Source organism: Mesorhizobium sp. B2-4-2 (assembly GCF_006442845.1).
Lineage (GTDB): Bacteria > Pseudomonadota > Alphaproteobacteria > Rhizobiales > Rhizobiaceae > Mesorhizobium.
Map to the genome: position 1 here is coordinate 574,306 of NZ_VFVM01000002.1, position 24,232 is coordinate 598,537.

At 63.7% G+C, this 24,232-nt stretch carries 24 protein-coding genes; 14 read left to right on the forward strand and 10 right to left on the reverse strand.

What is annotated here, in order from left to right; genetic code table 11:
- Positions 1–228 precede the first annotated feature (228 nt).
- A complete protein-coding gene (locus FJ942_RS06515; protein WP_140671223.1) occupies positions 229–558 on the forward strand; it encodes a hypothetical protein in 330 nt (109 codons plus the stop codon).
- A gap of 28 nt (positions 559–586) precedes the next feature.
- On the opposite strand, the gene FJ942_RS06520 is transcribed toward FJ942_RS06515, so the two are convergent.
- Positions 587–1,156, reverse strand: coding sequence for a methylated-DNA--[protein]-cysteine S-methyltransferase (locus tag FJ942_RS06520; protein ID WP_140495944.1), 570 nt, complete (start codon positions 1,154–1,156; stop codon positions 587–589).
- Positions 1,157–1,336: 180 nt separating this feature from the next.
- Here FJ942_RS06520 and FJ942_RS06525 point away from each other — a divergent pair, with 180 nt between their 5' ends.
- From FJ942_RS06525 to FJ942_RS06575, 10 genes are all read left to right on the forward strand, one after another.
- Entirely contained in the window at positions 1,337–2,248 is a 912-nt protein-coding gene (locus tag FJ942_RS06525) for a lytic transglycosylase domain-containing protein (protein ID WP_140897374.1), read from the forward strand.
- Positions 2,249–2,253: 5 nt separating this feature from the next.
- A complete protein-coding gene (locus FJ942_RS06530; protein ID WP_140516793.1) occupies positions 2,254–2,742 on the forward strand; it encodes a GNAT family N-acetyltransferase in 489 nt (162 codons plus the stop codon).
- A gap of 147 nt (positions 2,743–2,889) precedes the next feature.
- Positions 2,890–4,158 (forward strand): ABC transporter substrate-binding protein, encoded by a 1,269-nt coding sequence (locus FJ942_RS06535; RefSeq protein ID WP_140897375.1) that lies wholly within the window; start codon positions 2,890–2,892, stop codon positions 4,156–4,158.
- 98 nt (positions 4,159–4,256) lie between these two features.
- Complete coding sequence (locus tag FJ942_RS06540; protein WP_140524954.1) at positions 4,257–5,171, forward strand: sugar ABC transporter permease; 915 nt, start codon at positions 4,257–4,259, stop codon at positions 5,169–5,171.
- A gap of 1 nt (position 5,172) precedes the next feature.
- Entirely contained in the window at positions 5,173–5,997 is an 825-nt protein-coding gene (locus FJ942_RS06545) for a carbohydrate ABC transporter permease (protein WP_140524863.1), read from the forward strand.
- A 93-nt stretch (positions 5,998–6,090) separates the two neighbouring features.
- Positions 6,091–6,834, forward strand: a complete 744-nt coding sequence (locus FJ942_RS06550; RefSeq protein WP_140524862.1) for a DUF899 family protein — start codon at positions 6,091–6,093, stop codon at positions 6,832–6,834.
- 78 nt (positions 6,835–6,912) lie between these two features.
- Positions 6,913–7,464 carry a DUF4142 domain-containing protein gene (locus tag FJ942_RS06555; protein WP_140495937.1) on the forward strand — a complete coding sequence of 184 codons (552 nt, stop codon included), beginning with the start codon at positions 6,913–6,915 and terminating at the stop codon, positions 7,462–7,464.
- A 296-nt stretch (positions 7,465–7,760) separates the two neighbouring features.
- The gene (locus FJ942_RS06565) at positions 7,761–8,225 is read left to right on the forward strand and encodes a cupin domain-containing protein (protein WP_140897409.1); all 465 of its coding nucleotides are present in this window, start codon (positions 7,761–7,763) and stop codon (positions 8,223–8,225) included.
- A 143-nt stretch (positions 8,226–8,368) separates the two neighbouring features.
- Positions 8,369–8,761, forward strand: a complete 393-nt coding sequence (locus FJ942_RS06570) for a RidA family protein (protein WP_140495935.1) — start codon at positions 8,369–8,371, stop codon at positions 8,759–8,761.
- Positions 8,762–8,865: 104 nt separating this feature from the next.
- Positions 8,866–10,323 carry a hypothetical protein gene (locus tag FJ942_RS06575; RefSeq protein ID WP_140897376.1) on the forward strand — a complete coding sequence of 486 codons (1,458 nt, stop codon included), beginning with the start codon at positions 8,866–8,868 and terminating at the stop codon, positions 10,321–10,323.
- Positions 10,324–10,395: 72 nt separating this feature from the next.
- Here FJ942_RS06575 and carB read toward each other — a convergent pair whose 3' ends face one another.
- The 4 genes from carB to FJ942_RS06595 form a co-directional block, all read right to left on the reverse strand.
- Positions 10,396–13,887 (reverse strand): carbamoyl-phosphate synthase large subunit, encoded by a 3,492-nt coding sequence (gene carB / locus FJ942_RS06580; protein WP_140686115.1) that lies wholly within the window; start codon positions 13,885–13,887, stop codon positions 10,396–10,398.
- Positions 13,888–14,150: 263 nt separating this feature from the next.
- Positions 14,151–15,023, reverse strand: coding sequence for an SH3 domain-containing protein (locus FJ942_RS06585; RefSeq protein ID WP_246679688.1), 873 nt, complete (start codon positions 15,021–15,023; stop codon positions 14,151–14,153).
- 230 nt (positions 15,024–15,253) lie between these two features.
- Positions 15,254–16,012 (reverse strand): metallophosphoesterase family protein, encoded by a 759-nt coding sequence (locus FJ942_RS06590; RefSeq protein WP_140897377.1) that lies wholly within the window; start codon positions 16,010–16,012, stop codon positions 15,254–15,256.
- 71 nt (positions 16,013–16,083) lie between these two features.
- Complete coding sequence (locus FJ942_RS06595) at positions 16,084–16,440, reverse strand: helix-turn-helix transcriptional regulator (RefSeq protein ID WP_140495932.1); 357 nt, start codon at positions 16,438–16,440, stop codon at positions 16,084–16,086.
- A gap of 194 nt (positions 16,441–16,634) precedes the next feature.
- Between FJ942_RS06595 and FJ942_RS06600 the strand changes: the two genes are divergently transcribed.
- On the forward strand, positions 16,635–17,813 hold the full coding sequence (locus FJ942_RS06600; protein WP_140897378.1) for an MFS transporter: 1,179 nt from the start codon (positions 16,635–16,637) through the stop codon (positions 17,811–17,813).
- Positions 17,814–17,854: 41 nt separating this feature from the next.
- Here FJ942_RS06600 and FJ942_RS06605 read toward each other — a convergent pair whose 3' ends face one another.
- Positions 17,855–18,319 (reverse strand): MarR family winged helix-turn-helix transcriptional regulator, encoded by a 465-nt coding sequence (locus FJ942_RS06605; protein ID WP_140495930.1) that lies wholly within the window; start codon positions 18,317–18,319, stop codon positions 17,855–17,857.
- A gap of 193 nt (positions 18,320–18,512) precedes the next feature.
- Here FJ942_RS06605 and FJ942_RS06610 point away from each other — a divergent pair, with 193 nt between their 5' ends.
- Positions 18,513–19,307, forward strand: a complete 795-nt coding sequence (locus FJ942_RS06610; protein ID WP_140897379.1) for an SDR family oxidoreductase — start codon at positions 18,513–18,515, stop codon at positions 19,305–19,307.
- A gap of 62 nt (positions 19,308–19,369) precedes the next feature.
- On the opposite strand, the gene FJ942_RS06615 is transcribed toward FJ942_RS06610, so the two are convergent.
- A complete protein-coding gene (locus tag FJ942_RS06615; RefSeq protein ID WP_140495928.1) occupies positions 19,370–19,969 on the reverse strand; it encodes a LysE family translocator in 600 nt (199 codons plus the stop codon).
- Between the two features lie 87 nt (positions 19,970–20,056).
- On the opposite strand from FJ942_RS06615, the gene FJ942_RS06620 reads away from it, so the two are divergent.
- Complete coding sequence (locus FJ942_RS06620; protein ID WP_281405509.1) at positions 20,057–20,935, forward strand: LysR substrate-binding domain-containing protein; 879 nt, start codon at positions 20,057–20,059, stop codon at positions 20,933–20,935.
- A 60-nt stretch (positions 20,936–20,995) separates the two neighbouring features.
- Here FJ942_RS06620 and FJ942_RS06625 read toward each other — a convergent pair whose 3' ends face one another.
- From FJ942_RS06625 to FJ942_RS06635, 3 genes are all read right to left on the reverse strand, one after another.
- Complete coding sequence (locus FJ942_RS06625) at positions 20,996–21,646, reverse strand: dihydrofolate reductase family protein (RefSeq protein WP_140495927.1); 651 nt, start codon at positions 21,644–21,646, stop codon at positions 20,996–20,998.
- Positions 21,647–21,748: 102 nt separating this feature from the next.
- Positions 21,749–22,591 carry a protein-L-isoaspartate O-methyltransferase gene (locus FJ942_RS06630; protein ID WP_181169820.1) on the reverse strand — a complete coding sequence of 281 codons (843 nt, stop codon included), beginning with the start codon at positions 22,589–22,591 and terminating at the stop codon, positions 21,749–21,751.
- A 46-nt stretch (positions 22,592–22,637) separates the two neighbouring features.
- A complete protein-coding gene (locus tag FJ942_RS06635) occupies positions 22,638–24,002 on the reverse strand; it encodes an Nramp family divalent metal transporter (protein ID WP_140555994.1) in 1,365 nt (454 codons plus the stop codon).
- Between the last annotated feature and the right edge of the window lie 230 nt (positions 24,003–24,232).

Consider the following 24,232-nt stretch of genomic DNA (forward strand, 5'->3'; position numbering starts at 1 on the left):
GCCGGTGTGCATCGAGATTTTGGAGATAGACGTCAGCAAACGCGAAGATCGCGAGGCCCGGATCGATCGGCCGAAATATCAATGGGGCTGATATAGGCTGCTTTCGCACGAAATACAAGACTGCGTGAGAAAGCCGTGATCGAGGGACCGCCCAACGGCCGCCCCAATCCGGTGAAACCGTTGCGTCAGATGGCGCTGTCCGTGGGCCGCGCATCAGGGGAGAGGACCATGAAGACCGTTGTTCTGGCAGCATGCCTGACGCTGGTTGCCGCCAAGGCCCAGGCGATCTCGCGCTACGATCCGACGCGGATGGAGTGTGGCCGCGTACAGGCGACGATCGCGCGGCAGGGCGCCGTCATCCTGCGTTACCAGTCGAGGCGGGTACCGGGACTGCCACTCTACGACCGCTATGTGCAGAGCCAGCAATTCTGCACCATGGGCGAGGTGAGGACACGCGCCTATGTGCCGAGCGCCGATACGAAATCCTGCCCGGTCTACAATTGCAAGCGACCGGACAACGACCGGCGTTTCCGCCGGCGGTTTTTTCATAACGACTAGGCCATAGCCTGGCGCGGCTGTTATCGCGTCAAAATCCGAACGAGACCTGCGCGGGCGGCGGCGGGCCGACGCGCACGCCTTCCATGGCCAGCATCTTTTCCTTGGTGGTCGAACCGCCGGGCGCCGAAAAGCCGCCGATCTTGCCGCCGGCCGCGAGGATACGGTGGCAGGGAATGACCAGCGGCACCGGATTGGCGCCAAGCGCGGCACCGGTTTCGCGCGGCAGGCCGGCATGGCCGGCGCGCTTGGCCAGTTCTCCATAGGTGGTGGTTTCGCCATAGGCTAGCTTTCGCGCCGCGCCATAGATGGCGAGGCGGAAATCGTCGATGCCGTCGAGATCGACCGGCACGCCGGAGAAATCGATATCCTCGCCCGCCGCATAGGCCTTGATCGAGGCGATCAGCTCGACCACCCACGGCGGCTGCACGGTAGCGGCCGAAACGCCGGCGTGGCGCATCAGCCGCCGCTCGACCGCCTCGCGGCTGCGTTCGGGCAGGCAGAGCCGGATCAGGCCCTTTTCGCTCCAGGCAATCCCCATGAAGCCGATCACTGTTTCTAACACTGCGTGGCCGGCTGTGATCTGCGACGGCGTTTGCATGGCGTGCTCCTTTCGCAAAATGGCCAGAAACCGGCATTCATGCCGGTACATATCAGGAACAATATGGCATTTCGGCCCGAGTCTCGCCACCCGAAAACCACCTGAGCGCCCCGATTGCTCGCCAGGAATCGCTGGTGTAAGGGATTTCTTAACATCCGACGAACCGGACCCGAACGCGGCTTGCCAGCAAAACAAACCCTTATCGCGCTCGGCGTGATCGCGGCCATGGCCTTCGTCAGCGGTTGCACGTCGACATCGCAGATGAAATCCGCGTCTTCCCTGACCGAAACAGCGACCGTCGCCGGCACCGATGCCGGCTTCACCATACCGTTGCCGGAGACGGTTTCGGTGCTGCCGGAACCGTCGGGGATTACGCCCGTTCAAACCGCTGAGTTGCCCGCCGGCCCGACCACACAGGCGGCCGCGGCAACCGCGGCCTTTGCCGGAGCGACCCCAACCGCACCGGCCGTGCCGGCGGTGATGACCGCCAATGCCTGGCAGGCGCCGCCGCCGGCTGGCGCCGGCGCACCAATCAAGGCGGCAGCCACCTACGCCACCGCCGGGCTCATCGTGCCGGCGATCGCCAGGAACGATCAGAAAGCCATGCCCGGCGTGCAGCAGGCGGCCTATGTTGTGCCGCAGAATCCGGCTGCCCTCGTCCAGTTTCCTGCCGCTCCGGTGCAGGAAGAGCATGCGACCGGCGTGCGCGGCGATATCGACCGGCTGATCGTAAAATACGCCGCGTTTTATCAGGTGCCGGTCGACCTTGTGCGCCATGTCGTCAACCGCGAAAGCACCTTCAATCCCAAAGCCTACAACAACGGCCATTGGGGGCTGATGCAGATCAAGCACGCGACGGCGCGCGGCATGGGCTATGACGGACCGGCCAGGGGCCTGTTCGATGCCGAAACCAACCTGAAATACGCCGTCAAATACCTGCGTGGCGCCTGGCTGGTGTCGGACGGCAACGCCAAGCGCGCCGACTGGCTCTACCAGACCGGCTACTATTTCGACGCCAAGCGCAAGGGCCTGCTCGAGGCGACCGGCCTCGGCGTCGACCGCAAGCGGCGCCGCCTGCTGCCCGACGCCTGAGCGAAATGCCCGAACCGCGCCCGCCGGCTCCGAACGACATCCGGCTGCGCAAGATCCTCGACGAGACGCTGGTTCCCGCGCACTGGTCGGATGGCTTTGTCATGCGCACCCTCGAGCCCGGCGATGCGCCGGCCTTGCATGCGCTGCTGACCGAAGTGTTCGACGATGGCGCCGACGGCCCGTTCGACGAATGGTGGCCACGCATCTCAGGCGACCCCGAATTCGATTCTGCGCTCTGTTTCCTCGTCATCGACGCCAAGGGCCTGCTGGTGGCGGCGGCGCTGTGCTGGACGAGCGCCTTCGTCAGGGATCTCGCCGTGCATCCGCAGGCGCGCGGCAGGGGCATCGGCGAGGCGCTGATGTGGCACGCCTTCGCCGTCTTTCGCGAACGCGGCGCAGACCATGTCGACCTCAAGACCAACACGGTGGAAAACGCCGCCGCTGTCAGGCTCTATCAGCGGCTTGGGATGAGCCCTGTCGCCTGGGAAGGCTGAAGCCGCGGCCCGGCCCACCGCCGCTCGCGGGCATCGCTCGGGAACCCAGAGCGCCGCTCCGCATTCAAAGAATGGTGGAGGGGTCCGACGAGCTTCCGGAGCCTCGAAGGCTTGCGTCGCCGTTCCGAAAGGAGATCCTCCGCCGCCATGAGGCTCTTTCACGCATTTGCCACGTTGGTCGCTGCCGCGATGATTGCGGCTGTGCCTGCGCGAGCCGTCGAATTGTCGATCGTATCGGGCGACACAGGAATCGGCATCAAGGTGCTGCGTGAAATCCTCGACCGCTATGAGAAGGACAGCGGCAACAAGGTCAGCATCGTCGTCATGCCGGCATCCGGGACCGACCAGTTCGGCCAGTACAGGCTGTGGCTTGCCGCCGGCAATAGCGATATCGACGTCTACCAGACCGATGTGATCTGGGCGCCGCAGCTCGCCAGCCAGCTCGTCGACCTGACCGCGGCGACCAAGGATGTCGTCGGCGCCCATTTCCCCTCGATCATCCAGTCGCAGACCGTCAACGGCAGGCTGGTGGCGCTGCCGATCTTCACCGATGCGCCGGCGCTCTACTACCGCAAGGACCTGCTCGACAAATACGGCGCCAAGGTGCCTGCCACCTGGAAGGAGCTGGCCGACACCGCCAGGCTGGTCATGGACAAGGAACGGGCTGCCGGCAACAAGGACATCTGGGGCTTCGTCTTCCAGGGCAATGCCTATGAGGGGCTGACCTGCGACGCGCTGGAATGGGTGATGTCGAACGGCGGCGGCCAGATCATCGAGCCGGACGGCACCATCTCGATCAACAATCCAAAAGCGGCGGCAGCGCTCGACACGGCCAAAGGCTGGGTCGGAACCATCGCGCCACCCGGCGTGCTGGCCTATCAGGAAGAGGAATCGCGCGGCGTGTGGCAGACCGGCAATGCGGTCTTCATGCGCAACTGGCCCTACGCCTATGCACTAGGCAATTCCGAAGGCTCGCCGATCAAGGGCAAGTTCGACGTAGCGCCGCTGCCGGCCGGCACCGGCGAAGGCGCGCGTCCGGCGGCGGTGCTGGGTGGCTGGAATCTTGCCGTGTCCAAATATTCCAAGCACCCGGACGCTGCGATCGGGCTCGTCAAATTCATCGCCTCGCCCGCGATGCAGAAATACCGCGCGCTGAGGAACTCCAGCCTGCCGACCATCCAGGCGCTCTATGACGATACCGACATCGCCAGACAACAGCCGATCGTTCCGCGCTGGAAGCAGATCTTCCTCAATGCGGTGCCGCGTCCCTCGGCCGCGGCCAGGATCAAGTACAACGAGGCGTCGAGCCAATTCTGGAACGCCGTCCACAAGACGCTGTCGGGCGATGGCACCGCGGGCGACAATCTGGCCGACCTCGAAGCCATGCTGACCAGGCTGAAGGGGCGTGGCTGGTGACGCCACAACGCGCCTCCATGTCCCGCCCGGCGCGAGGGATGACAGAAGCGGAGCCGAGGCCTGAAGCCGTGGCGACCCACCGCCCGCGCTCGCGGCTGATGCGCCAGCGCGTGCGTTCGGCCTGGCTGTTCCTGGCGCCGATGCTCCTGGTGCTCGCCGCCGCTGCCGGCTGGCCGCTCGCCCGCACGGTCTATTTCAGTTTCACCGACGCTTCGCTGGCCGATCTCGACGCCCGCCAGTGGGCAGGTTTCGCCAATTACTTCTCGGTGCTGCGCATGCCGAGCGGCCGGGTGCTCTATGATGGTGTGCTGGCCGATCCGATCTGGTGGAGCGCCGTCTGGAACACGGTGCGCTTCGCGGTGATTTCGGTGACTTGCGAGACGATCCTCGGCATCGTCGTCGCGCTGGTGCTCAATGCCGAATTCCCGGGCCGCGGCATCGTCAGGGCGGCGATCCTCATCCCCTGGGCGATCCCGACCATCGTCTCGGCCAAGATGTGGCAGTGGATGCTCAACGACCAGTTCGGCATCATCAATGTGGTTCTGCTCAATCTCGGCCTGATCGACACCAAGATCGCCTGGACGGCCAACGCCGACACGGCGATGGCGGCCGTGCTGGTCGTCGACATCTGGAAGACGACGCCGTTCATGGCGCTGCTCATCCTTGCCGCGCTGCAGATGCTGCCGCGCGAGATCATCGAGGTCGCCAGGCTCGACGGCGCCAATCCGTGGCAGATATTCTGGCGGGTGACCTTGCCGCTGATCCGGCCTGCGGTGATGGTGGCGGTGATCTTCCGCGCGCTCGACGCGCTGCGCATCTTCGACCTCATCTATGTGCTGACGCCCAACAATGTGCACACCAAGTCGATGTCGGTGTTCACCCGCGAGAACCTGTTCGAGTTCGACAAATTCGCCTACGGCTCGGCCGCCTCGACGCTGCTGTTCCTCATTCTTGCCCTTCTCACCATGGCCTATATCCGGATCGGCCGGATCAGCCTCGAGGGGGGCCGCTGAGATGTGGATCCTGAAGCGGACGGCTTTCTACCTGCTGGTCGCGGTCATCGTGCTGGTCGCGGTATTCCCCTTCTATTACGCCATCGTCACCAGCCTGAAATCGGGGACCGAACTGTTCCAGGCCGACCTCTGGCCGAAGACGTTCAGCCTCGGAAATTACAGGAATGTGCTGACAGAAGGCGCTTTCGTGCGCAATCTCATCAACTCGCTGGTGGTCTCCGGCGCGGTCGTTGCGCTCTCGCTGTTGCTCGGTGTCACTGCGGCTTACGCGCTGGCGCGCGTGCGCTTCCGCGGCCGCTCGGCGCTGATGCTTACCATCCTGTCGGTGTCGATGTTTCCGCAGGTGGCGGTGCTGGCCGGGCTGTTCGAACTGGTGCGGATGTTCGGCCTCTACAATTCGCTTGTCGCGCTGATCTTCTCCTACATGATCTTCACCTTGCCGTTCACCGTCTGGGTGCTGACCGCCTTCGTGCGCGACCTGCCGGTCGAGGTCGAGGAGGCGGCGATCCTTGACGGCGCGACGCCGTGGATCATCATCACGCGCATCTTCCTGCCGTTGATGTGGCCGGCGCTGGCGACCACCGGGCTTTTGGCGTTCATCAGCGCGTGGAACGAGTTCCTGTTTGCGCTGACATTCACCTCCAACAACGCGCAGCGGACCGTGCCGGTGGCGATCGCGCTGCTGTCGGGCAATTCGCAGTTCGAGATTCCATGGGGCAACATCATGGCCGCATCGGTGATCGTCACCGTGCCGCTGGTGGTGCTGGTGCTGATCTTCCAGCGCAAGATCGTTTCGGGCCTCACCGCCGGCGGCGTGAAGGGGTGAGGGGAAAATTGTCGGAACCGGCCGCAGCGGCGCGTCCTTAGGTCTTAGAGCAACCGCGCCGGGACGCCGGCGCTGTGACCCAAGGAGCCGATCATGATCACCTTCCCCAACGAATCCGCCAGATACCGCGCCGCCCGCGAAAAGCTGCTGAAGAAGGAAATCGCGCTGCGCCGCGCCATGGAGGATGTGGCCGTGGCGCGCCGCGCGTTGCCGCCGGGCGGGCTGGTGCCACAGGATTACGTGTTCGATGGGCTGGATGCCGAGGGCAGGGCGGCTGAGATAAAGCTGTCGGAACTGTTCGCACCCGGCAAGGACACGCTGATCCTCTACCAGATGATGTTTCCGCGCCATCCGCAGGAGACGCGCGACGTGGCAATGACGGGCGGCACGGCGAAGCTGGCACGGCCGGACCAGCCATGCCCGTCCTGCACGGCGCTGCTCGACCAGTTCGACGGCGCCGTCGGCCATCTCCAGGCGGCCGGGTTCAACTTCGCCGTGGTGGCGAAAACCGCGCTCGAAAACCTCGTCACGCTCGGCCGCGACCGTGGCTGGAAGAACATGCGGCTGGTGTCGTCGGCCAACAACAGCTTCAAGCGCGACTACAATGCCGAGGATGCAGACCGCGCGCAGATCCCGCTTTTGTCGGTGTTCAACCGCGACGCTGACGGCATCAGGCATTTCTGGTCGTCAGAGCTGGGCTTCGCGCCGCCCGAACCCGGCCAGGACCCGCGCGCCATCGGCACCTGCGAGATCCTGTGGAACCTGATGGATTTCACCCCGGAGGGCCGGCCGAACTGGCACGAGCAGCTGCAATATGGCGAGGCATGCTGCCATTGACGGCAAGGCGCCCGGCGCAACTTCCGTGCATCTGCGGCGTTGGAATCCCGAGGGAACCATTCCGATCGGAGATTGCAGATGAAAACGCTTCTGACCATGACCGCCGCGGCCTTGCTCGCCGCCGCGCCCGCCGCGCTTGCCCAATCCACCGCCCAAACGACGCCGTTGGCGGCCGACAGCAAGGTCGACACGCAGACCTTCATCAAGACGGTGCCCGGCGCCAACGAGTTCGAGATCCAGTCGAGCAAGCTCGCCGAGCAGAAATCGGCGTCGGCCGACGTCAAGGCCTTCGCCAAACAGATGATCAAGGATCACACCAAGGCCGGCGAGGACTTCAAGGCGGCACTCGCGCAGGGCCAGACCACCGCCTCGACCAAGCCGGCCGGCCCGGCGCTTCAGCCGAAAGAACAGGGCCAGCTCGACGAACTCAAGGCCGCCAGCGGCAAGGACTTCGACACCAAATACATCATGATGCAGACAGCCGCCCACAAGGACGCCGTCGCGCTCTTCAGCACCTACGCCCAATCGGGCGATGATCCGGCGATGAAGGAATTCGCCAAGAAGACGCTGCCGACGCTGAAGATGCACGAGAAGCACGTGAAGGAACTGGGGGCCGCGCATCAGGGGTGAGGGCGGTCGAGAGGGAGCTGAACCGCAGACGATAGCACTCTACGGCGCCCCCCTCTGTCCTGCCGGACATCTCCCCCACAGGTGGAGAGATTGGCTGTCGCGAATGCTTTCGCTAGTCTTCAGCGCTGGAAGAAAGAGCGCCGGGGCTGAAGCTGCCGATCTCCCCCCTCGTGGGGGAGATGTCCGGCAGGACAGAGGGGGGCGCCGTGGAACGCGACGACTCACATCCTCGCAACAGGGGTTCTTCCCATGCTTACCTGGGACTACAGTGCCGCACCACCACCCTGAGAGCACCCATGCCCAAACTCGACCTCGCATCGCTGCCCGTCCGCAAGGGCTCGGGCTATCCCGCGCCCTTCGATGGCCCTTGCGCCGGCCGCACGCGCCGCCGGCTTGGCGATGCCGGCGGACTGACCGATTTCGGCGTCAACCTGATGACATTGCCGCCCGGCGGGTGGTCCAGCCAGCGCCATTGGCACAGCCACGAGGACGAGTTCGTCTATGTGCTGGAGGGCGAGTTGACGTTGGTCGAAGATGGCGGCGAGACGCTGCTGAGCGCCGGCGACTGCGCCACCTTCGCCAAGAACAGCGGCAATGGCCACCATTTGATCAACCGCTCGTCCACGCCGGCGCTCTATCTCGAGGTCGGCTCGCGCAACCCGGACGATGTCATCACCTGCTCCGACATCGACATGATGAGCCCGAGTTCGGATGGACGCTTCCTGCACAAGGATGGCACGCCCTATCCGGGGCAGGGGTGAAGCGCTGGACAACGCGTCGGCGCCAGGGGGAGCGCCCTACGAGATTTCGCAGGCGAGGGACGAGTTCCGGCTCTGGACTGCGGGTCGGCGCTGGCGTTCCCCGGCCGGCACTATAAGCTCCCCCAAACCCAGGGAGCGTCGCCATGAAGAAAGAAATCATCGAAGTGCCGGTCATGTCGGACAAGGTGCGGGCGCTCGGCCTGCCCTGTTCGACGGCGGTCAAGGCCAACGGCTTCGTGTTCATCTCGGCGACACCGCCGGTGGACATGGTGACCGGCGAGATGGTGCGGGGCGACATCGAGGTGCAGACCGAGGCGTCGCTGAAGGCGCTGAAACACTGCCTGGAAGCGGCCGGCACCTCGCTGGACAATGTCGTGATGGTGCGCATCTACGCCGTCAATTCCGGCTTCTACAACGCGATCAACCGGGTCTATGCCAGGTATTTCTCGACCAACCCGCCGGCGCGGAGCTTTGTGCCGGTGGCTTCTTGGCCGATGGAGTTTGACATCGAGATTGAGTGTGTGGCGGTGGGGTGAGGTAAGAAATAGTTGGGAGAATTGTTTTGTCTACCGGAGCGAGCCTTGCGATTTCTGACAAACAAATTACGTTAGTCTCCTGAATTCAAAGTCGGATAGAATTTATGCAAAGCCCCACGATATCGTTGCGAGAATTTGATACCTTTGGTGATGTCGCTGCGGAAGACGACCCAGTTCTGGAATATTTCCTATCCACGAATGCCGTTGAGAGTATCAGAAAGAACGAATCATTTTTGGTTCTGGGGAGAAAAGGAACCGGAAAAACAGCGATTGTTCGGCATTTTACGGAAACTGGAGGGTCAACTTCAAAGGCTTTGAGCTTGCGAGGATATCCTTGGAATGTACACGCTCAACGCATCGACGGCGGAGCTTCCGATATTGAGGCTTACGTCTCGTCTTGGCGCTATCTAATAGCCGTCGAATTGGCCTCTCTAGTCTTGAAGCAAGAGGGTGCTTGGCAGAGCGGTCTAGTAGGTAGTTTAGATAATTTTCTGAAGGAAAATTATGGCGGCTCAAGCCCAAAATTGGAAGACATACTAAGGCCTAAGAGACTTAAATTGAACAAGATTTCCTTCATGCCGTCGGTTATGGGCAATCAGTTAGGCGGCGTTGATCTTGAACGGAATTCAAGCGACCATCAGTTCGGTTTGGAATTGAACGCCTTGACCTCGGCGATAATGGATGCCGTTCGCGATGCATTGTCATGGTCAAAAGCAGAGAGTTTAAGCCTGCATTTTGACGAATTGGATCAAGGTATTACGGTACTTGATGACAGCAGAGAGCGTATGATTATTGGCCTCATTATAGCGGCCCGTGAAATTAAAAGAGAAAGCGAGAAGTCAGGAAAGCCTATTAATCCTGTCGTGTATCTTCGCTCGGACATTTGGGAAGAGCTAAATTTTTCCGACAAAAATAAGATTAGTCAGACTTTAACACATATACTTGAGTGGAATTCAGGAACCCTACTTGATCTAATTGAGACGCGTATCAGGGCTAAGCTTGGCCCTTCGGCTAGTTGGGACAAAATAATTGAACCGGAGTTGATGCGCGGCTCTCAGCCGAAGTGGAATCACATTTTGAGTCGTACATTTTTGCGCCCCAGAGATGTTATCCGATTTTTGAATGGTGCGCTTAAGGAGGCGAAGAAGCGAGGTGTGGAGCCAATTTTGCTAAGCAATAAGGACATAGTTGGCTCCAGAGAGGATTATTCCTCCTATCTCAAAGCTGAGCTTGACGATGAAATAAGGCCGCACTGGCAGCATTGGGGAGAGGCGCTGCAGGCGTGCTCAGCAATAAGTACAATCACTTTCGAAAAGAATGATTTTGAACGTGAATATAAAGCGAGAACGAGTAGAGGAAACAAAATAAACACTGAGGAGGCGTTAAGCTTACTGTATCGGTTTTCAGTTATTGCTTACCCTACTCGAAGCGGATATGGAGGGTCGGGTTGGGTGTTCCAGTATATTGACCAACATTCGGGTTGGGACAGCGGTGCAAAGAATTTTAAGGTTCACCTTGGTCTGAAAGAGTACGCCAAGCTTAGAGAGGCTCGTTCTACATAGGCAAAAACAACACGTGGCGTGACAAACAACTTGTGTCGATACAAGCCACGAAGCCTTGACTAGAGCGCTCCCTCAAGCAAAATACTCCTGCAGCGGCCGCACCTCCAGGCTCCCCGCCTTCAACGCCGCAATCGCTTCCGCCACCGCGGCGGCACCCGACAGCGTCGTATAATACGGCACCTTCTGCATCAGCGTTGCCCTGCGCAGCGACTTGGAGTCCGATACCGCCTTCTGCCCGTCCGTCGTGTTGAAGACGATCTGGACCTGGCGGTTGCGGATGGCGTCCTCGATGTGGGGGCGGCCTTCGAGCACCTTGTTTATCTTTTCGGCGACGACGCCGTTTTCGGCGAGGAAGCGGGCGGTGCCTGAGGTGGCCATCACCTTGAAGCCGAGGCCGGCGAGGCGCTTGACCGCGGGCAATATGCCCTTCTTGTCCTCGTCGCGCACCGAGACGAACAGCGTGCCGGAGCGCGGCAGGTCGACGCCGGCCCCCAGCTGGCTCTTGGCGAAGGCGAGGGCGAAGTCGCGGTCGAGGCCCATGACCTCGCCCGTCGAGCGCATTTCCGGGCCGAGCAGGATGTCGACGCCGGGGAAACGGGCGAAGGGGAAGACGGCTTCCTTGACCGCGATGTGGCCAGGGTTCCTGGGGTCGGGCATGGCGCCATAATGGGCGAAGGCGTCTTCCAGGCTCTCGCCGGCCATGATGCGGGCGGCGATCTTGGCGATGGGGCGGCCGATGGTCTTGGCGACGAAGGGCACCGTGCGCGATGCGCGCGGGTTGACCTCCAGCACATAGACCGTGCCGTCCTTGATCGCGTACTGCACGTTCATCAACCCGCCGACATTGAGCGCGCGGGCAAGGGCCGCCGTCTGGCGCTCCAACTCGTCGACCAGCTCCGAGGGCAGCGAGTGAACGGGGAGCGAGCAGGCCGAGTCGCCGGAATGGATGCCGGCCTCCTCGATGTGCTCCAATATGCCCGACACGAAGGTTGCCTTGCCGTCGCAGAGGCAGTCGACATCGACCTCGATGGCGCCCGAGAGATAGGTGTCGAACAAAAGCGGGTTCTTGCCCAGCAGCGTGTTGATCTGGCCGGTCTTGTCGTTGGGGTATTTCTGCTTGATGTCCTCCGGCACCAGGCCGGGCACGGTGTCGAGCAAATAGGATTGCAGCATGCCCTCGTCATGGATGATCTGCATGGCGCGGCCGCCAAGCACATAGGAGGGGCGCACCACCAGCGGGAAGCCGAGCTCGCCGGCGACGAGGCGGGCCTGCTCGACCGAATAGGCGATGCCGTTCTTCGGCTGGCTGAGGTTGAGCTTGTGCAGCAGCTTCTGGAAGCGGTCGCGGTCCTCCGCCAGGTCGATCATGTCGGGCGAGGTGCCGAGGATCGGGATCCCAGCCTTCTCCAGCGCGTCGGCGAGCTTCAGCGGCGTCTGGCCGCCGAACTGGACGATGACGCCGACCAGCTCGCCCGAGGCCTGTTCGGCGCGCAGGATCTCCAGCACGTCCTCCGCCGTCAGCGGATCGAAGTAGAGCCGGTCCGACGTGTCGTAGTCGGTCGAGACGGTCTCGGGGTTGCAGTTGATCATGATCGCTTCATAGCCGGCGTCGCGCAGTGCGAAGGCCGCATGGCAGCAGCAATAGTCGAACTCGATGCCCTGGCCGATGCGGTTCGGCCCGCCGCCGAGGATGACCACCTTCTTGCGTGACGAGACCTGCGCCTCGTTGGCGAGCGCGCCGGCGAAGGGCACTTCATAAGTGGAGTACATGTAGGCGGTGGGCGAGGCGAACTCGGCCGCGCAGGTGTCGATGCGCTTATAAACCGGATGAACGTCCAGCTTTTCACGAATCTTCTGAACGACTTCCACGTCGCTCTTTGTCAATGAGGCGAGGCGGGCGTCCGAAAAACCCATGGCCTTCAGCATGCGCAGATTGGCGGCATCCTCAGGCAGGCCATGCTCGCGGATGCGGGCTTCCATGGCCAGGATGCCGGCGATCTGCTCGAGGAACCACGGATCGATCTTGCACATGGCGTGCACGTCTTCCAGCGAGGTGCCCATGCGGATCGCCTGTGCCACCATGCGCAGCCGGTCGGGCGTTGGGGTGCCCAAGGCGGCGCGGATCGCATTGCGGTCGTCGGCGCTGTTGGCGGAACCGAGGCCGGGGATCTCGATCTCGTCGAGGCCGGTGAGGCCGGTCTCCAGGCCACGCAGGGCCTTCTGCAGGGATTCCTGGAAGGTGCGGCCGATGGCCATGACTTCGCCGACGGACTTCATGGCGGTGGTCAGCACCGGCTCGGCGCCGGGAAATTTTTCGAAGGCAAAGCGCGGGATTTTCGTCACCACGTAATCGATGCTCGGTTCGAACGAGGCGGGCGTGGCGCCGCCGGTGATATCGTTCTCGAGCTCGTCCAGCGTGTAGCCGACGGCAAGCTTGGCGGCGATCTTGGCGATGGGGAAACCGGTCGCCTTGGAGGCCAGCGCCGAGGAGCGGGAGACGCGCGGGTTCATTTCGATCACCACCAACCGGCCATCGGCCGGGTTGACGGCGAACTGCACGTTGGAACCGCCGGTCTCGACGCCGATCTCGCGCAGCACCGCGATCGAGGCGTTGCGCATCATCTGGTATTCCTTGTCGGTCAAGGTCAGCGCCGGCGCGACGGTGATCGAATCGCCCGTGTGCACGCCCATCGGATCGATGTTCTCGATCGAGCAGACGATGATGCAATTGTCCGCTCTGTCGCGGACGACCTCCATCTCGTATTCCTTCCAGCCGAGCACGCTCTCCTCGATCAGCACTTCGGTGGTCGGCGAGGCGTCGAGGCCGGACTGAACGATGTCGAAGAATTCGGCCCTGTTGTAGGCGATGCCGCCGCCGGTGCCGCCCATGGTGAAGGAGGGGCGGATGATGGCGGGCAGGCCGACATGGTCGAGCGCCTGGGCGGCGATCGCCATGGCATGGCTGATGTAGCGCTGCTTGCGGTCGCCTTCGCCGAGGTTCCAGCTTGTCTCCAGCGCGTCGAGCGCGGCGTCGAGGTTGTCGGGCTTTTCGGCCTTCAGTGCCGCGCGCTCGGCCTCATGCGTCTTGCGGTCGGCGTTCTTGACGTCGGTGGCGTTGGCCAGCATCGACTTCGGCGTTTCCAGGCCGATCTTCTTCATCGCCTCGCGGAACAGCGCCCGGTCCTCGGCCTTGTCGATGGCCGTGGCGTCGGCGCCGATCATCTCGACATTGTAGCGCTCCAGCACGCCCATGCGGCGCAGCGAGAGAGCGGTGTTGAGCGCGGTCTGGCCGCCCATGGTCGGCAGCAGCGCGTCGGGCCGCTCCTTGGCGATGATCTTGGCCACGACTTCGGGGGTGATCGGCTCGATATAGGTGGCGTCGGCCAGTTCCGGGTCGGTCATGATGGTGGCCGGGTTGGAATTGACCAGGATGACGCGGAAACCCTCTTCCTTCAGCGCCTTGCAGGCCTGGGTGCCGGAATAGTCGAACTCGCAGGCCTGGCCGATGACGATGGGGCCGGCCCCGATGATCAGGATCGACTTGATGTCGGTGCGTCTTGGCATCTTTATGAATTCCGTTCGGCGAGCGGCTTGCACGAAAAACCGGGACGGGAGACCCGGCCGGTTGTGCTTGCGATTCTGGTATCAGGCTAGGAGGGCCTTATAGGGAAGAGTTTTGCCGGATGTAACCCCGAAAATGAGGGCAGTAGGGCAGTAGGGCAGTAGGGCAGTAGGGCAGTAGGGCAGTAGGGCAGTAGGGCAGTAGGGCAGTCACTCCAGGCACTTCACATATTGCCTTACTGCCCTACTGCCCTACTGCCTTCCAACTAATGCCCAAACGCCACCGCGTCCGTAATCTCGAATCGTTCGGAGACGCCGACGCGGATCATGCTGAGGCTGCCTTCGCGGGTGAAGCGGAAATCGCTGTCGCCGTCGGAACCTGCGGGCAGTCCGCCGTAGAAGGAGATGACGCGGCTGCCGCCGTCGGGCCAGGTCACGGTGACGTCGGCCTTGTCGCTGCCCTTGTGCTCGACGCTTGCCGCGCAAAGGGTCATCGGCTGGCCAACATTGCGCGCGCAGGGAATTTCAATGGCGGCGCCTCCGGCGGTGGCCTCCGCCTGTGCCGGATTCTCCCCAGTGCGCGGTTCATTCGCCACCAGCGCCAGGCCGTAAGCATCCTGCATGGCGATCACCGCGGCGGATTTCGGCGTGGTTGCGGGGGCAGCCGCATTGTCGGCTCCGCCTAGCCGCGCCGTCAGGTCGGGCGGCTGAGCGGCCGCGGGGTTGGCGGCGCCGAGCGCCTGGCCTGCATTGTTGGTCGCGGCAGCGGCCGCATCCGCCTGATCCGGATCGGGCGGCGAAGCCGGATTGACGGGGTTCAGGTAGCGGGCAGGCGTCCAGCCGCTGATTTTCGGGTTCTCGGCCTCGACCTTGCACCATTGCCGGCCGTCTACGTCGATGCAGCCGAGATTGTTCACGCTGGCGCCATTGGCCAGACGCGCCTCGGTCTTGCCGATCGGCGATGGCTGGGCGCGGACGTTGAGGAGATCGTCGGGGGCGAGGCCGGTTACGATGGAGATGAACGGCCCATCCTCGGCATGGGCCACCGTCAGAAGCACAGGAGCGGCGATCAGCGCGAAGAGCGTCGTTCGGAACGTAGACCGGCGCTTCATCGCTTCGCCGTGGCCGATAGATTGCATTACCAAAGGCACCGCCAGATACGAAAACGCCGCCACACGCGAAGCCGATTTTATAGGCGACGACGCTGCGCCATGTCCAGAAGCGAGATTTTGTTCCGGCAGGGACGGAGCTGCGTCAAGGCGATGATCGGAGGAGCGGGGGAGCGAGCAGCCTGGCGGCATGAATGCGAAGAGCATTCAGCCGGGAATGCAAAGAGCATTCAGCCTGGCGGCATGAATGCAAAAAGCATTCAGCCGGGCATGAAGCCGGTTCGCAGCGCATGGGCCCATTCGGGCCGTCCCGCCTGTTCGGCCTGGCCGGCGGCCGCCTCGTGATCATAGTCGACGGCGATGGCCTCGAAACGGTCGGGCCGGCCGGGCTCGCCTGAAGTGACGATGCCGTAGCGCGCATGCGGCGCGCCCTGCTCGGAGGAATGCGCCGGCCGCGTCGAGTCTTCATAGGCGGGACAGCCGACGCTGCCCGGGTTGAAGATCACCGGACCGCCGGGCAAGCGGATCAGTTCGGCCCGGTGGCTATGGCCGCACAGGGCCAGGCGGCAGGCCGGATCGAGCGCCTTCAACCGCCGCCGGATCGCCGCCAGCGGCGCACGCACCAGCCGGCCATCGGTGATCGCATCGAGCAGGTATTTCTCGTCATGATCGGGCCTGGCATGGAAAGCGATCACGCCGGGCGCGATCTCCAGCGTCAGAGGCTGGGCGAACAGCACCTCGCGCTGCGCCCCGGTCAGCCGTTCCCGCGCGTAGATGTCGGAGGCCCACATGGTCTCATCGGCCGGATCGGCGGCGACGCGGCGGTCATGATTGCCGCGCACGGTCCGCAGGTCCAGCGCTTCCAGCCGCGCAAACGTCTCGCGCGGCCAGAGCGGACCCGAAACGCTGTCGCCGAGATTGACCGTGATATCCGCGCCGCCGCGCCGCTCGAGGTCGGCGAGCACGGCGTCAAGCGCCAGCACATTGCCATGGATATCGGCGAGGACAGCGATGCGCATGGGGAGCTCCGGTTGTGAGGCAGCGTTTCCTCTCCCCACTTCCGTGGGGGCGAGAACCCAGATCCCGCGAGTCAGGCCGTCACTTCGATATCATGGCCGCCGACCGCCGGCAGCGCCGGATCGTCGCCTGCGGCGGCAATAATGCTGTCGAGCAGGCCGGGGAAGCGGGCATCGAGATCGGCGCGGCGCAGCGTGATCATGCGGTTGGTGCCGGCCACTTCTGCGCGAGTCACGCCGGCCTCGCGCAGCTTTGCCAGGTGGTAGCTCAGATTGGTCTTCGAGGCGAGATCGAGGAATTTGCTGCAGTTCAGCGGCACGCCTTCCTTGCTGGCGAGATAACGCACGATCGCCAGCCGCGTCGGGTCGCCGAGCACGGCGAGCACGATCGGCAGGCTGATCTGGTCCGTATTGGGATGTGGCAGGCTCATGGCTGCAACCTAAGCACAGTTCCGGCCGATTTCAACGCACCCGCTCCGCGTCTGCCGTGCACCCCGCTCTCCCTTTCACGACCGTGCTGACACAGGGCTGTCAGGATGGTTGTGCTATTTTTCCCTGGCTTCATTGACATCCTGCCGGGCTATGTCCAATTGTTCAATAACTTTTGAACTAAGGACACATCGCCATGGACAAGCGGATTTTCTGGCTTGCGCTCGGATCGTTTGCGATCTCGACCGAAGGCTTCGTCATCTCCAGCCTTCTGCCCGACATCGCCAGGGATGCCGGCATCTCCGTTCCGCTCGCCGGCACGCTGATCACCGCCTTCGCGCTCGCCTATGCGGTCGGCACGCCGATCCTGGCGACGCTGACCGGCGAATGGGACCGGCGCCGCGTCATCCTGTGGACGCTGGTGTTCTTCGTCATTGGCAACGTTGCCGCGGCCTTGAGCTCCTCCTTCGAAGTGCTGCTCGCCGCGCGCATCATCATGGCGCTGTCGTCTGGCCTGTTCGCGGCGACCGCGCAAGGCACGGCGGTGGCGCTGGTCGATGACCATCACCGGGCCCGCGCCATTGCCGTCGTCGTCGGCGGTACCACGGTGGCGGTGGCGGTGGGCGCCCCGCTCGGTGCGCTGGTCGCGGCGATCGCCGGCTGGCGCGGAACGTTCTATGCCATCGCAGGCCTCGGCGCGCTCGCCGGCGCCATCCTCTGGTACCGGCTGCCGCGCGGCATCATCGGCACCAAGCTGCCGCTGAAGCGCCGGCTGGCGGCGGCAATGCGTCCCGGCGTGATGCCGATCCTGGTCACGACCACGCTTGCCCTCATCGGCGCCTTCACCGTCTTCAGCTTTATCGCGCCGCTGGCCATCGAAGCCAGCGGGCTCTCCCCGATAGCGCTGCCCGGCATGCTGCTCGCCTTCGGTGTCGGCGCCGTCATCGGCAACATCGCCGGCGGCCAGGCCGCGGACCGGTTTGGCGCCACGCGCACCGTCGGCTGGTCGCTGGCGCTGAGCGCTGCCATGCTTGTCACCTTCTCGCTGATCCCGGCCTTCCTGCCACATCATCTCGCCGGGCCGGCGCTGATGGGCATGATGGTGCCATGGGGCATCGTCGGTTGGGCCTTCCCGCCGGCGCAGGCGAGCCGCATCATCAAGCTCGCCCCGGACGCTGCCCCGATCGTGCTGTCGCTCAACGCCTCCGCGCTCTATCTCGGCGTGGCGCTCGGCGCGGTGGTTGGCGGCGCCGTGCTGCGCTATGGCGGGCCGGCCGATCTCGGCCTCATCGCGGCCGTCTTCCCGGTCATCGGGCTCGGCATCGTGCTGGCCGGCCGGATGCTGGCGCGGCCGGTCGCCATGCCGGCGGAGTAGAGGGCGCCGAGCTTTTCGTCACTGGTTCTTACGCGGCCGCTTCAACTGGAGGGAGCGGCCGCCGGCGTTTCGAGGTCCAGAGAGGCCACATCATCCAGCGTCGCACGCAGCTTCGCGGCTTGCTCCGCGCCGATCATCTCCTCGAAGCGCTGCTGGGCGACACTCCACAGCCTGATCGCCTCTTCGAGCTTGGCCTGGCCGTGCGGCGTCAGCCGGACGCGCTTGACGCGGCGATCGTCCTTGTCGGGGAAGGTTTCGACATAGCCGTCGCGGACCAGCGGCTTCAGCGTATGGCCGAGCGCCGAGAGATCCATGATCAGCGCCTCGGCAACGGTCCCCATCGCCGGTTCGCTGCTGGCACTGATCTGAAAGAGCAGGCCAAATTGCGTGCCTTTCAACCCAGAAGGCGCAAGCGCGTCGTCGTAGAAGCGGCCGAGCCTGCGCGCGGTGCGCCGCAAGGTGGCATTGTTGCATCGGCTGAATCCCGGCTGCTGAAGGTCGGTCATGTCAACTCCTCGCCGGCAAAGCCTGTGCCAGCCTGCCGCCAGAAATAGTTTTCGCGACCGCCGTTGACAAGATAGTGGCATATACCTACTTCGCCAAAGGTGGCATATGCCACCAATTGACGATCGAGAAGCTCGGCAGCCGGCGCATCCGTCGAAGCCGACTAGAGCGCAGAGCGCAAAAAGGAACAGGACAATGAGCAAGAATGAGAATAAGGGCACGGCCGTCATCACCGGCGCTTCCTCCGGCATCGGCGCTGTCTATGCCGACCGGCTGGCGGGGCAGGGCTATGACCTGGTGCTGGTGGCGCGCCGCGCGGACCGGCTCGAGGAATTGGCTGAAAGGCTGCGCTATGCCTACAGCCGCAAGGTCAGCGTGATTAGTGCCGATCTGGCCAACGACGATGATGTGCGGCGGGTGGAGCGGACGGTGTCGACGGATGACAGCGTCACGCTGTTGGTCAACAATGCCGGGCTTGGTGGTGCGCAGGTGGTTGCGACGGCGGACGCCGATGCGGCTGAACGCATGATCAAGGTCAATGTGATCGCCCTGACGCGGTTGACGCGTGCTGTGCTGCCGGGATTTCTCGCGCGCAACCGCGGCGCTATCGTCAACATCGCCTCGGTGCTGGCCTTTGACACCTCGTTCGGCGGCATCTACAGCGGCACCAAGGCCTATGTCGTCAACTTCACCGAAGCCCTGCAGCGCGAGGTTGCCGGCACCGACGTCCAGGCGCAGGTGGTGCTGCCGGGGGCGACCCGGACCGATTTCTGGGAAGTCGCGGGAAGCGATATCGACCAGCTTCCGAAGGAAATCATCATGACCGCCGACGATATGGTCGATGCTGCCCTTGTCGGCCTGGCCAGGGGCGAAGCCGTCACCGTGCCCGCGCTTGCCGATACGGCCAAGCTGGACGCCTTCCTTGGCGCCCGGCAGACCTTCTACGGCAGCCTGCACGCCGACAAGCCAGCCGCACGCTACGCGGCTTGACAGGATTCGGGTTCCTCGCCTCGCCTTGCGGGGGCGAGGAACCCAGGTTCTGCAGGCCCATCTTACGCCTGCCGCCACATCGGAATGATCGATGCCGCCAGCACCAGGCCGAGCAGGATATTGAGCGCGCGCCATTGCTGCTCGGTCTTCAGCAGCCGGGCGAGCAGCATGCCGGCCACACACCATAGCGACAGCGAGAAGGCGGCGGTGAGGCCGAAGGTGGAGCCGAGCAGCAGGGCCAGCCGCGCCGGCCCGTCGGCGAGTGCGGCGAAGGATGCCGCGGCTCCAAGCCCCATCGCCCAGCCCTTGGGGTTCAGCCACTGAATGCCGGCACCGCCGAGAAAACTGTTCGGTTTGATCATCGTCACATCGAGCTTGGGCGCCCCCGCACGGCCAATCTTGAGCGCCAGCCAGACGAGGTAGAGCGAGCCGGCGATCTTCATGGCAAGCTGCAAGGACGGCATGGCGAGAAGCAGGCCGGCCAGTCCGGCGGCCGCCGCCCCGGTGACTGTGGCCAGGCCGGCCGCGCTGCCAACCACCAGCGGGATGGAGCGGCGAAAGCCGAACTGCGCGCCCGACGCCGTTGACAAGGTGGTGGCGATGCCGGGCGTGCTGGTCGCCACCAGGGCGAACAGGATCAGCGGGATGACGGGTTGGAGCATGCGGCGTCCTCTGTCGGAGGCCTCATGTTAGATGCAGCCGCATATCAGTAAATGCAATGTTTACGATGACAAGCATTAGCATCTATAATGCAGGACATGATCCGCAACCTCGATACGACGCTCATGCGCACCTTTGTCACCGTCGCCGACAAGGCCAGCATGACGGCGGCGGCCAATGCGCTGCACCTGACGCAAGGCGCCGTCAGCCAGCAAGTCCGGCGGCTGGAGGAGGCGCTCGGCCGCAGCCTGTTCGAGCGCGACCGGCGCGGCTTGCGGCTGACCTCTGCCGGCGAGCGGCTGTTCGGCAAGGCAAAGCGGCTGCTCAGCCTCAACGACGAGATCTGGGCCGAAATGGCTGCCAATGCCGTGGCCGGCCAGGTGCGGTTCGGCGTGCCTTACGACCTCGTCGGCACGACGCTGGCGCCGGTGCTGAAGGCCTATGCGCAAACCTATCCGCAGGTCGAGATATCGCTGGTCTGCGCCTCCTCGCCGGAACTGGCCGCGGCGCTCGCGGCCGGCACCATCGACCTGGCGGTCATCGAGGAACGGGTGGGGGCGTCGGATGGCGAGTGCCTCGCCATCGATCGGCTGGTGTGGGTCGGCGCCAAGGGCGGTCTCGCGCGCGCCAAGCGCCCCCTGCCGGTCTCGATGGTCGCCGACAGCTGCGCCTTCCGGCCGGTGGTGCTTTCGGCGCTCCACGAGCATGGGCTGGAATGGCGCACCGTGTTCGAGAACGGCAATATTGACGCGACGACCGCAACGGTGCGTTCCGATCTGGCCGTCACAACCTGGCTGGCCTCCACGGTGCCGGCCGATCTCGACATATTGCCGTCCGAATCCGGCCTGCCGCCGCTGCCGAATTTCTCGATCAACCTGCATCTGCCGAGGCACGGCGTCGGCCCGGCGGCGCAAGCGTTCGCACGGCACATACGCGACGGGCTGGCGCGCCGGCCGCAGGCGGCTTGAGGGACTTCTCAGAACCTGGTTCCTCTCCTCCACGAACGTGGAGGAGAGGAAAAGAAGCGTTTACTTCCAGGTCCTGCGCCGCTCGAGCTCGGCGTCGGATGGCTCCCCCGTGACAAAGGAACCGGTCTTGATTTCGCCGGCGCGCTCGTAGATCGCCATGATGACGCCGGTGCTGGAAGTCTGCGAGCGGGTCAGCTTGAAGGCAGCCGGCATCGCGTCATCGCCGAACAGCCGCTTGCCCTTGCCCAGCAACAGCGGGAAGATCATCAGCCGAATCTCGTCGATCAGCCCGTTGGCGAGCAAGGTCTGGATCAGATTGGCCGATCCCTGGATGAGCAGGTCAGGTCCATCTTCCTGTTTGAGGCGGCGCAACGCCGGGACGATATCAGGCCCAAGCGATTGCGTGTTCTGCCAGGTGAGCGAATCCGGACGATGCGTCGCCACATATTTGTTCGCAGGGTTGAAGGCATCCGCGATCGGATCTTTCTGATACGGCCAGTACGCGGCGAATATGTCGTAGGTTCTGCGGCCGAGCAAGAGGGCGAAGGGCTTGGAGAATAGTTCATCCATCGCCGCGCCCGCCACTTCGTCAAAATAGTGGAACGTCCAGCCGCCGAACTTGAAGCCGCCGACGGGATCCTCCTCCGGGCCGCCCGGCGCTTGCATGACGCCGTCGAGGCTGACGAATGTCGCCGCTATGATCTTTCTCATGGGATGCTCCTCCTGTTTCGATCCATGCCGTCAGGGCCGGACTTCAGTCCAAGGACGGATGACTGGCTGGCCGTCCGACAGGCCCTGCCGAATTTCGGTTCGTCAGCCCCGAGGCCGCGCATCGAGGCTGCGTGACGAAAACCAGACATGCTCAAAGATCGCGGTGGCGGTGCGGTCCGGCAACTTGTCCGCCGTCAGCCAGATCGAGCGGCTGCGCGCGGCCTGGTCGCGCGTCGGGATTTTTGCCGCGGGGCTTGCAATCGACGCGCCGGAGCAAGGGATGAACCAGGAGCGCATGAAAGGGTCGCAGGCAAAACCTTTTTCGGTGCGGGTCACCAGAACGGCCAGGGGAACGCGCTCGGCCGGGCGCCACGGGAAGATCATGCGGCCGTCCGGCTTCAGCGCCTTGAGCCAGCCGGGTGGAGGTGCCGCGACGCCGGCATTGACATAGATGGCATCCGATGGCGGCAAGTCCGATGTGACGGCATCGCCAGGAATGACAGTGACATTCTCGTAGGCCGCAAGGTTTGCCTTTGCCCGCGAGGCAAGATCGGCGTCCAGTTCGAAGGCGGCAACGGTGCCACCAGGTGAAACCAACCTGGCCAGCAAAGCGGTGTAGTAGCCGGTGCCGGCGCCGATGTGAGTGACAGCCTCGCCGGGCCTGGGCGCGAGTTTCCCGATCCACATGGCGTGCAGGAACGGCTCGCCATTGTTGATGCCCTTGTCGGCATCGAGCACCACCAGCACGTTCTGGTAGATGAAGCGCGGGTCGGCGCTCGGCGTCTCGATAACGCCTTTGCCGGCGACGATCGTCCATGGGCCGGGACCGAGAAACGCCTCGCGCGGCACGGCCGCGAACACCTCTTCAAGACGCGGATCGGCGGAATGCGCCTGGGCAGCCATCAGCTTGGCATAGAAGCTTCGGGATTGGGCTATCGTCGTCATGACAGACCGAAAAATAGCGCGGGTCGCGTCTTTGTCGCGGCCGATCTCAGCCGATCCCGAATAGCGTGTCGTAGAGCAGCTTGAAGTTGAGCACCAGGATGATGGCGGCGACCACCCAGGCGAGCGCCGCAACGCCGCGCGGAATGGCGAGATTGCCCATCTTCTTCCCGTCGGAGACGAACTGGACCAGCGGGATCACCGCGAAGGGCAGCTGCATCGACAGGATCACCTGGCTGAACACCAGCAACTGGCCAGTGCCCTTTTCGCCGTAGAGCGCGGTGACGACCACGACGGGGATGATGGCGAGGCCGCGCGTCAGCAGGCGCCGCGCCCATTGCGGGATGCGCAGGCGCAGGAAGCCTTCCATGATGATCTGGCCGGCAAGCGTGGCGGTCACCGTCGAGTTCAGGCCGGAGGCAAGCAGCGCCACGGCAAACAGGATCGAGGCGATGCTCAGGCCGAGCAGCGGCGACAGCAGTTCGAAAGCCTGGCCGATCTCGGCGACGTCGTGGTGGCCGGTGTTGTGGAAGGCGACCGCCGACACGATCAGGATCGAGGCGTTGACGAAGAGGGCCAGCATCAGGGCGATGGTCGAGTCCGTCGTTGCCCATTTGATGGCGTCGCGCTTGCCCTTGTCGGTGCGTTCATAGGCGCGGGTCTGCACGATCGAGGAGTGCAGATAGAGATTGTGCGGCATGACGGTTGCGCCGATGATGCCGATGGCAATGTAGAGCATCGCCGGATTGGTGACGATTTCGGATGACGGCACGAACATCGAATGCAGGATCGTGCCGGCCGGCGGCGCGGCGACGAAGATCTGGATGGCAAAGCAGCTGAAGATGATGATCAGAAGCGCGATGACGAAGGCTTCGAGATAGCGGAAGCCCTTGTTCATCAACAAAAGCACCAGGAAGGCGTCGAGCGCGGTGAGCATGGCGCCGCCGATCAGCGGAATGCCGAACAGGAGCTGCAGCGCGATCGCGGTGCCGATCACTTCGGCGAGGTCGCAGGCGATGATGGCGAGCTCGCAGGCGATCCACAGCACGAAGTTCACCGGACGCGGGTAGTAGGCGCGGCAGGCCTGGGCGAGGTCGCGGTCAGTGGCGATGCCGAGACGCGCGGCCAGCGCCTGCAGCAGGATCGCCATCAGGTTGGACAGCATGATGATGAACAGCAGCGTGTAGCCGAACTGGGCGCCGCCGGCGAGGTCTGTCGCCCAGTTGCCCGGGTCCATATAGCCGACCGAGACCATGTAGCCCGGCCCCATGAAGGCAAACAGGCGACGGAACCAGACGCCCGAATTCGGCACGGCGATCGAGGAATTGACCTCGCGCAGACTCGGCTGCTCGTCGCCTGGCCTGTCGAACCGCCACGCGGGTCTGGCTATGGCGGTGGCGTCGGTTTCGGACATGGCGAATTCCGCTTGATGCAATGGATGATGTCTCCTATCTATGTCGCGGCTCAACATTATGCAATATGCTATATTTCATTGATCATGCTTTTGTGATGTGATCGATCGTGCTCCGACGCGGCGGCGATGCGGTTGCGCCTGGGCCCGAATGCAAATAAACGCCAGGATTGTGGGGGCCCGTGCTATGAATGCGGGCCGATTCAATCTTCGGGCAGCCAAGGAGGAGCGCA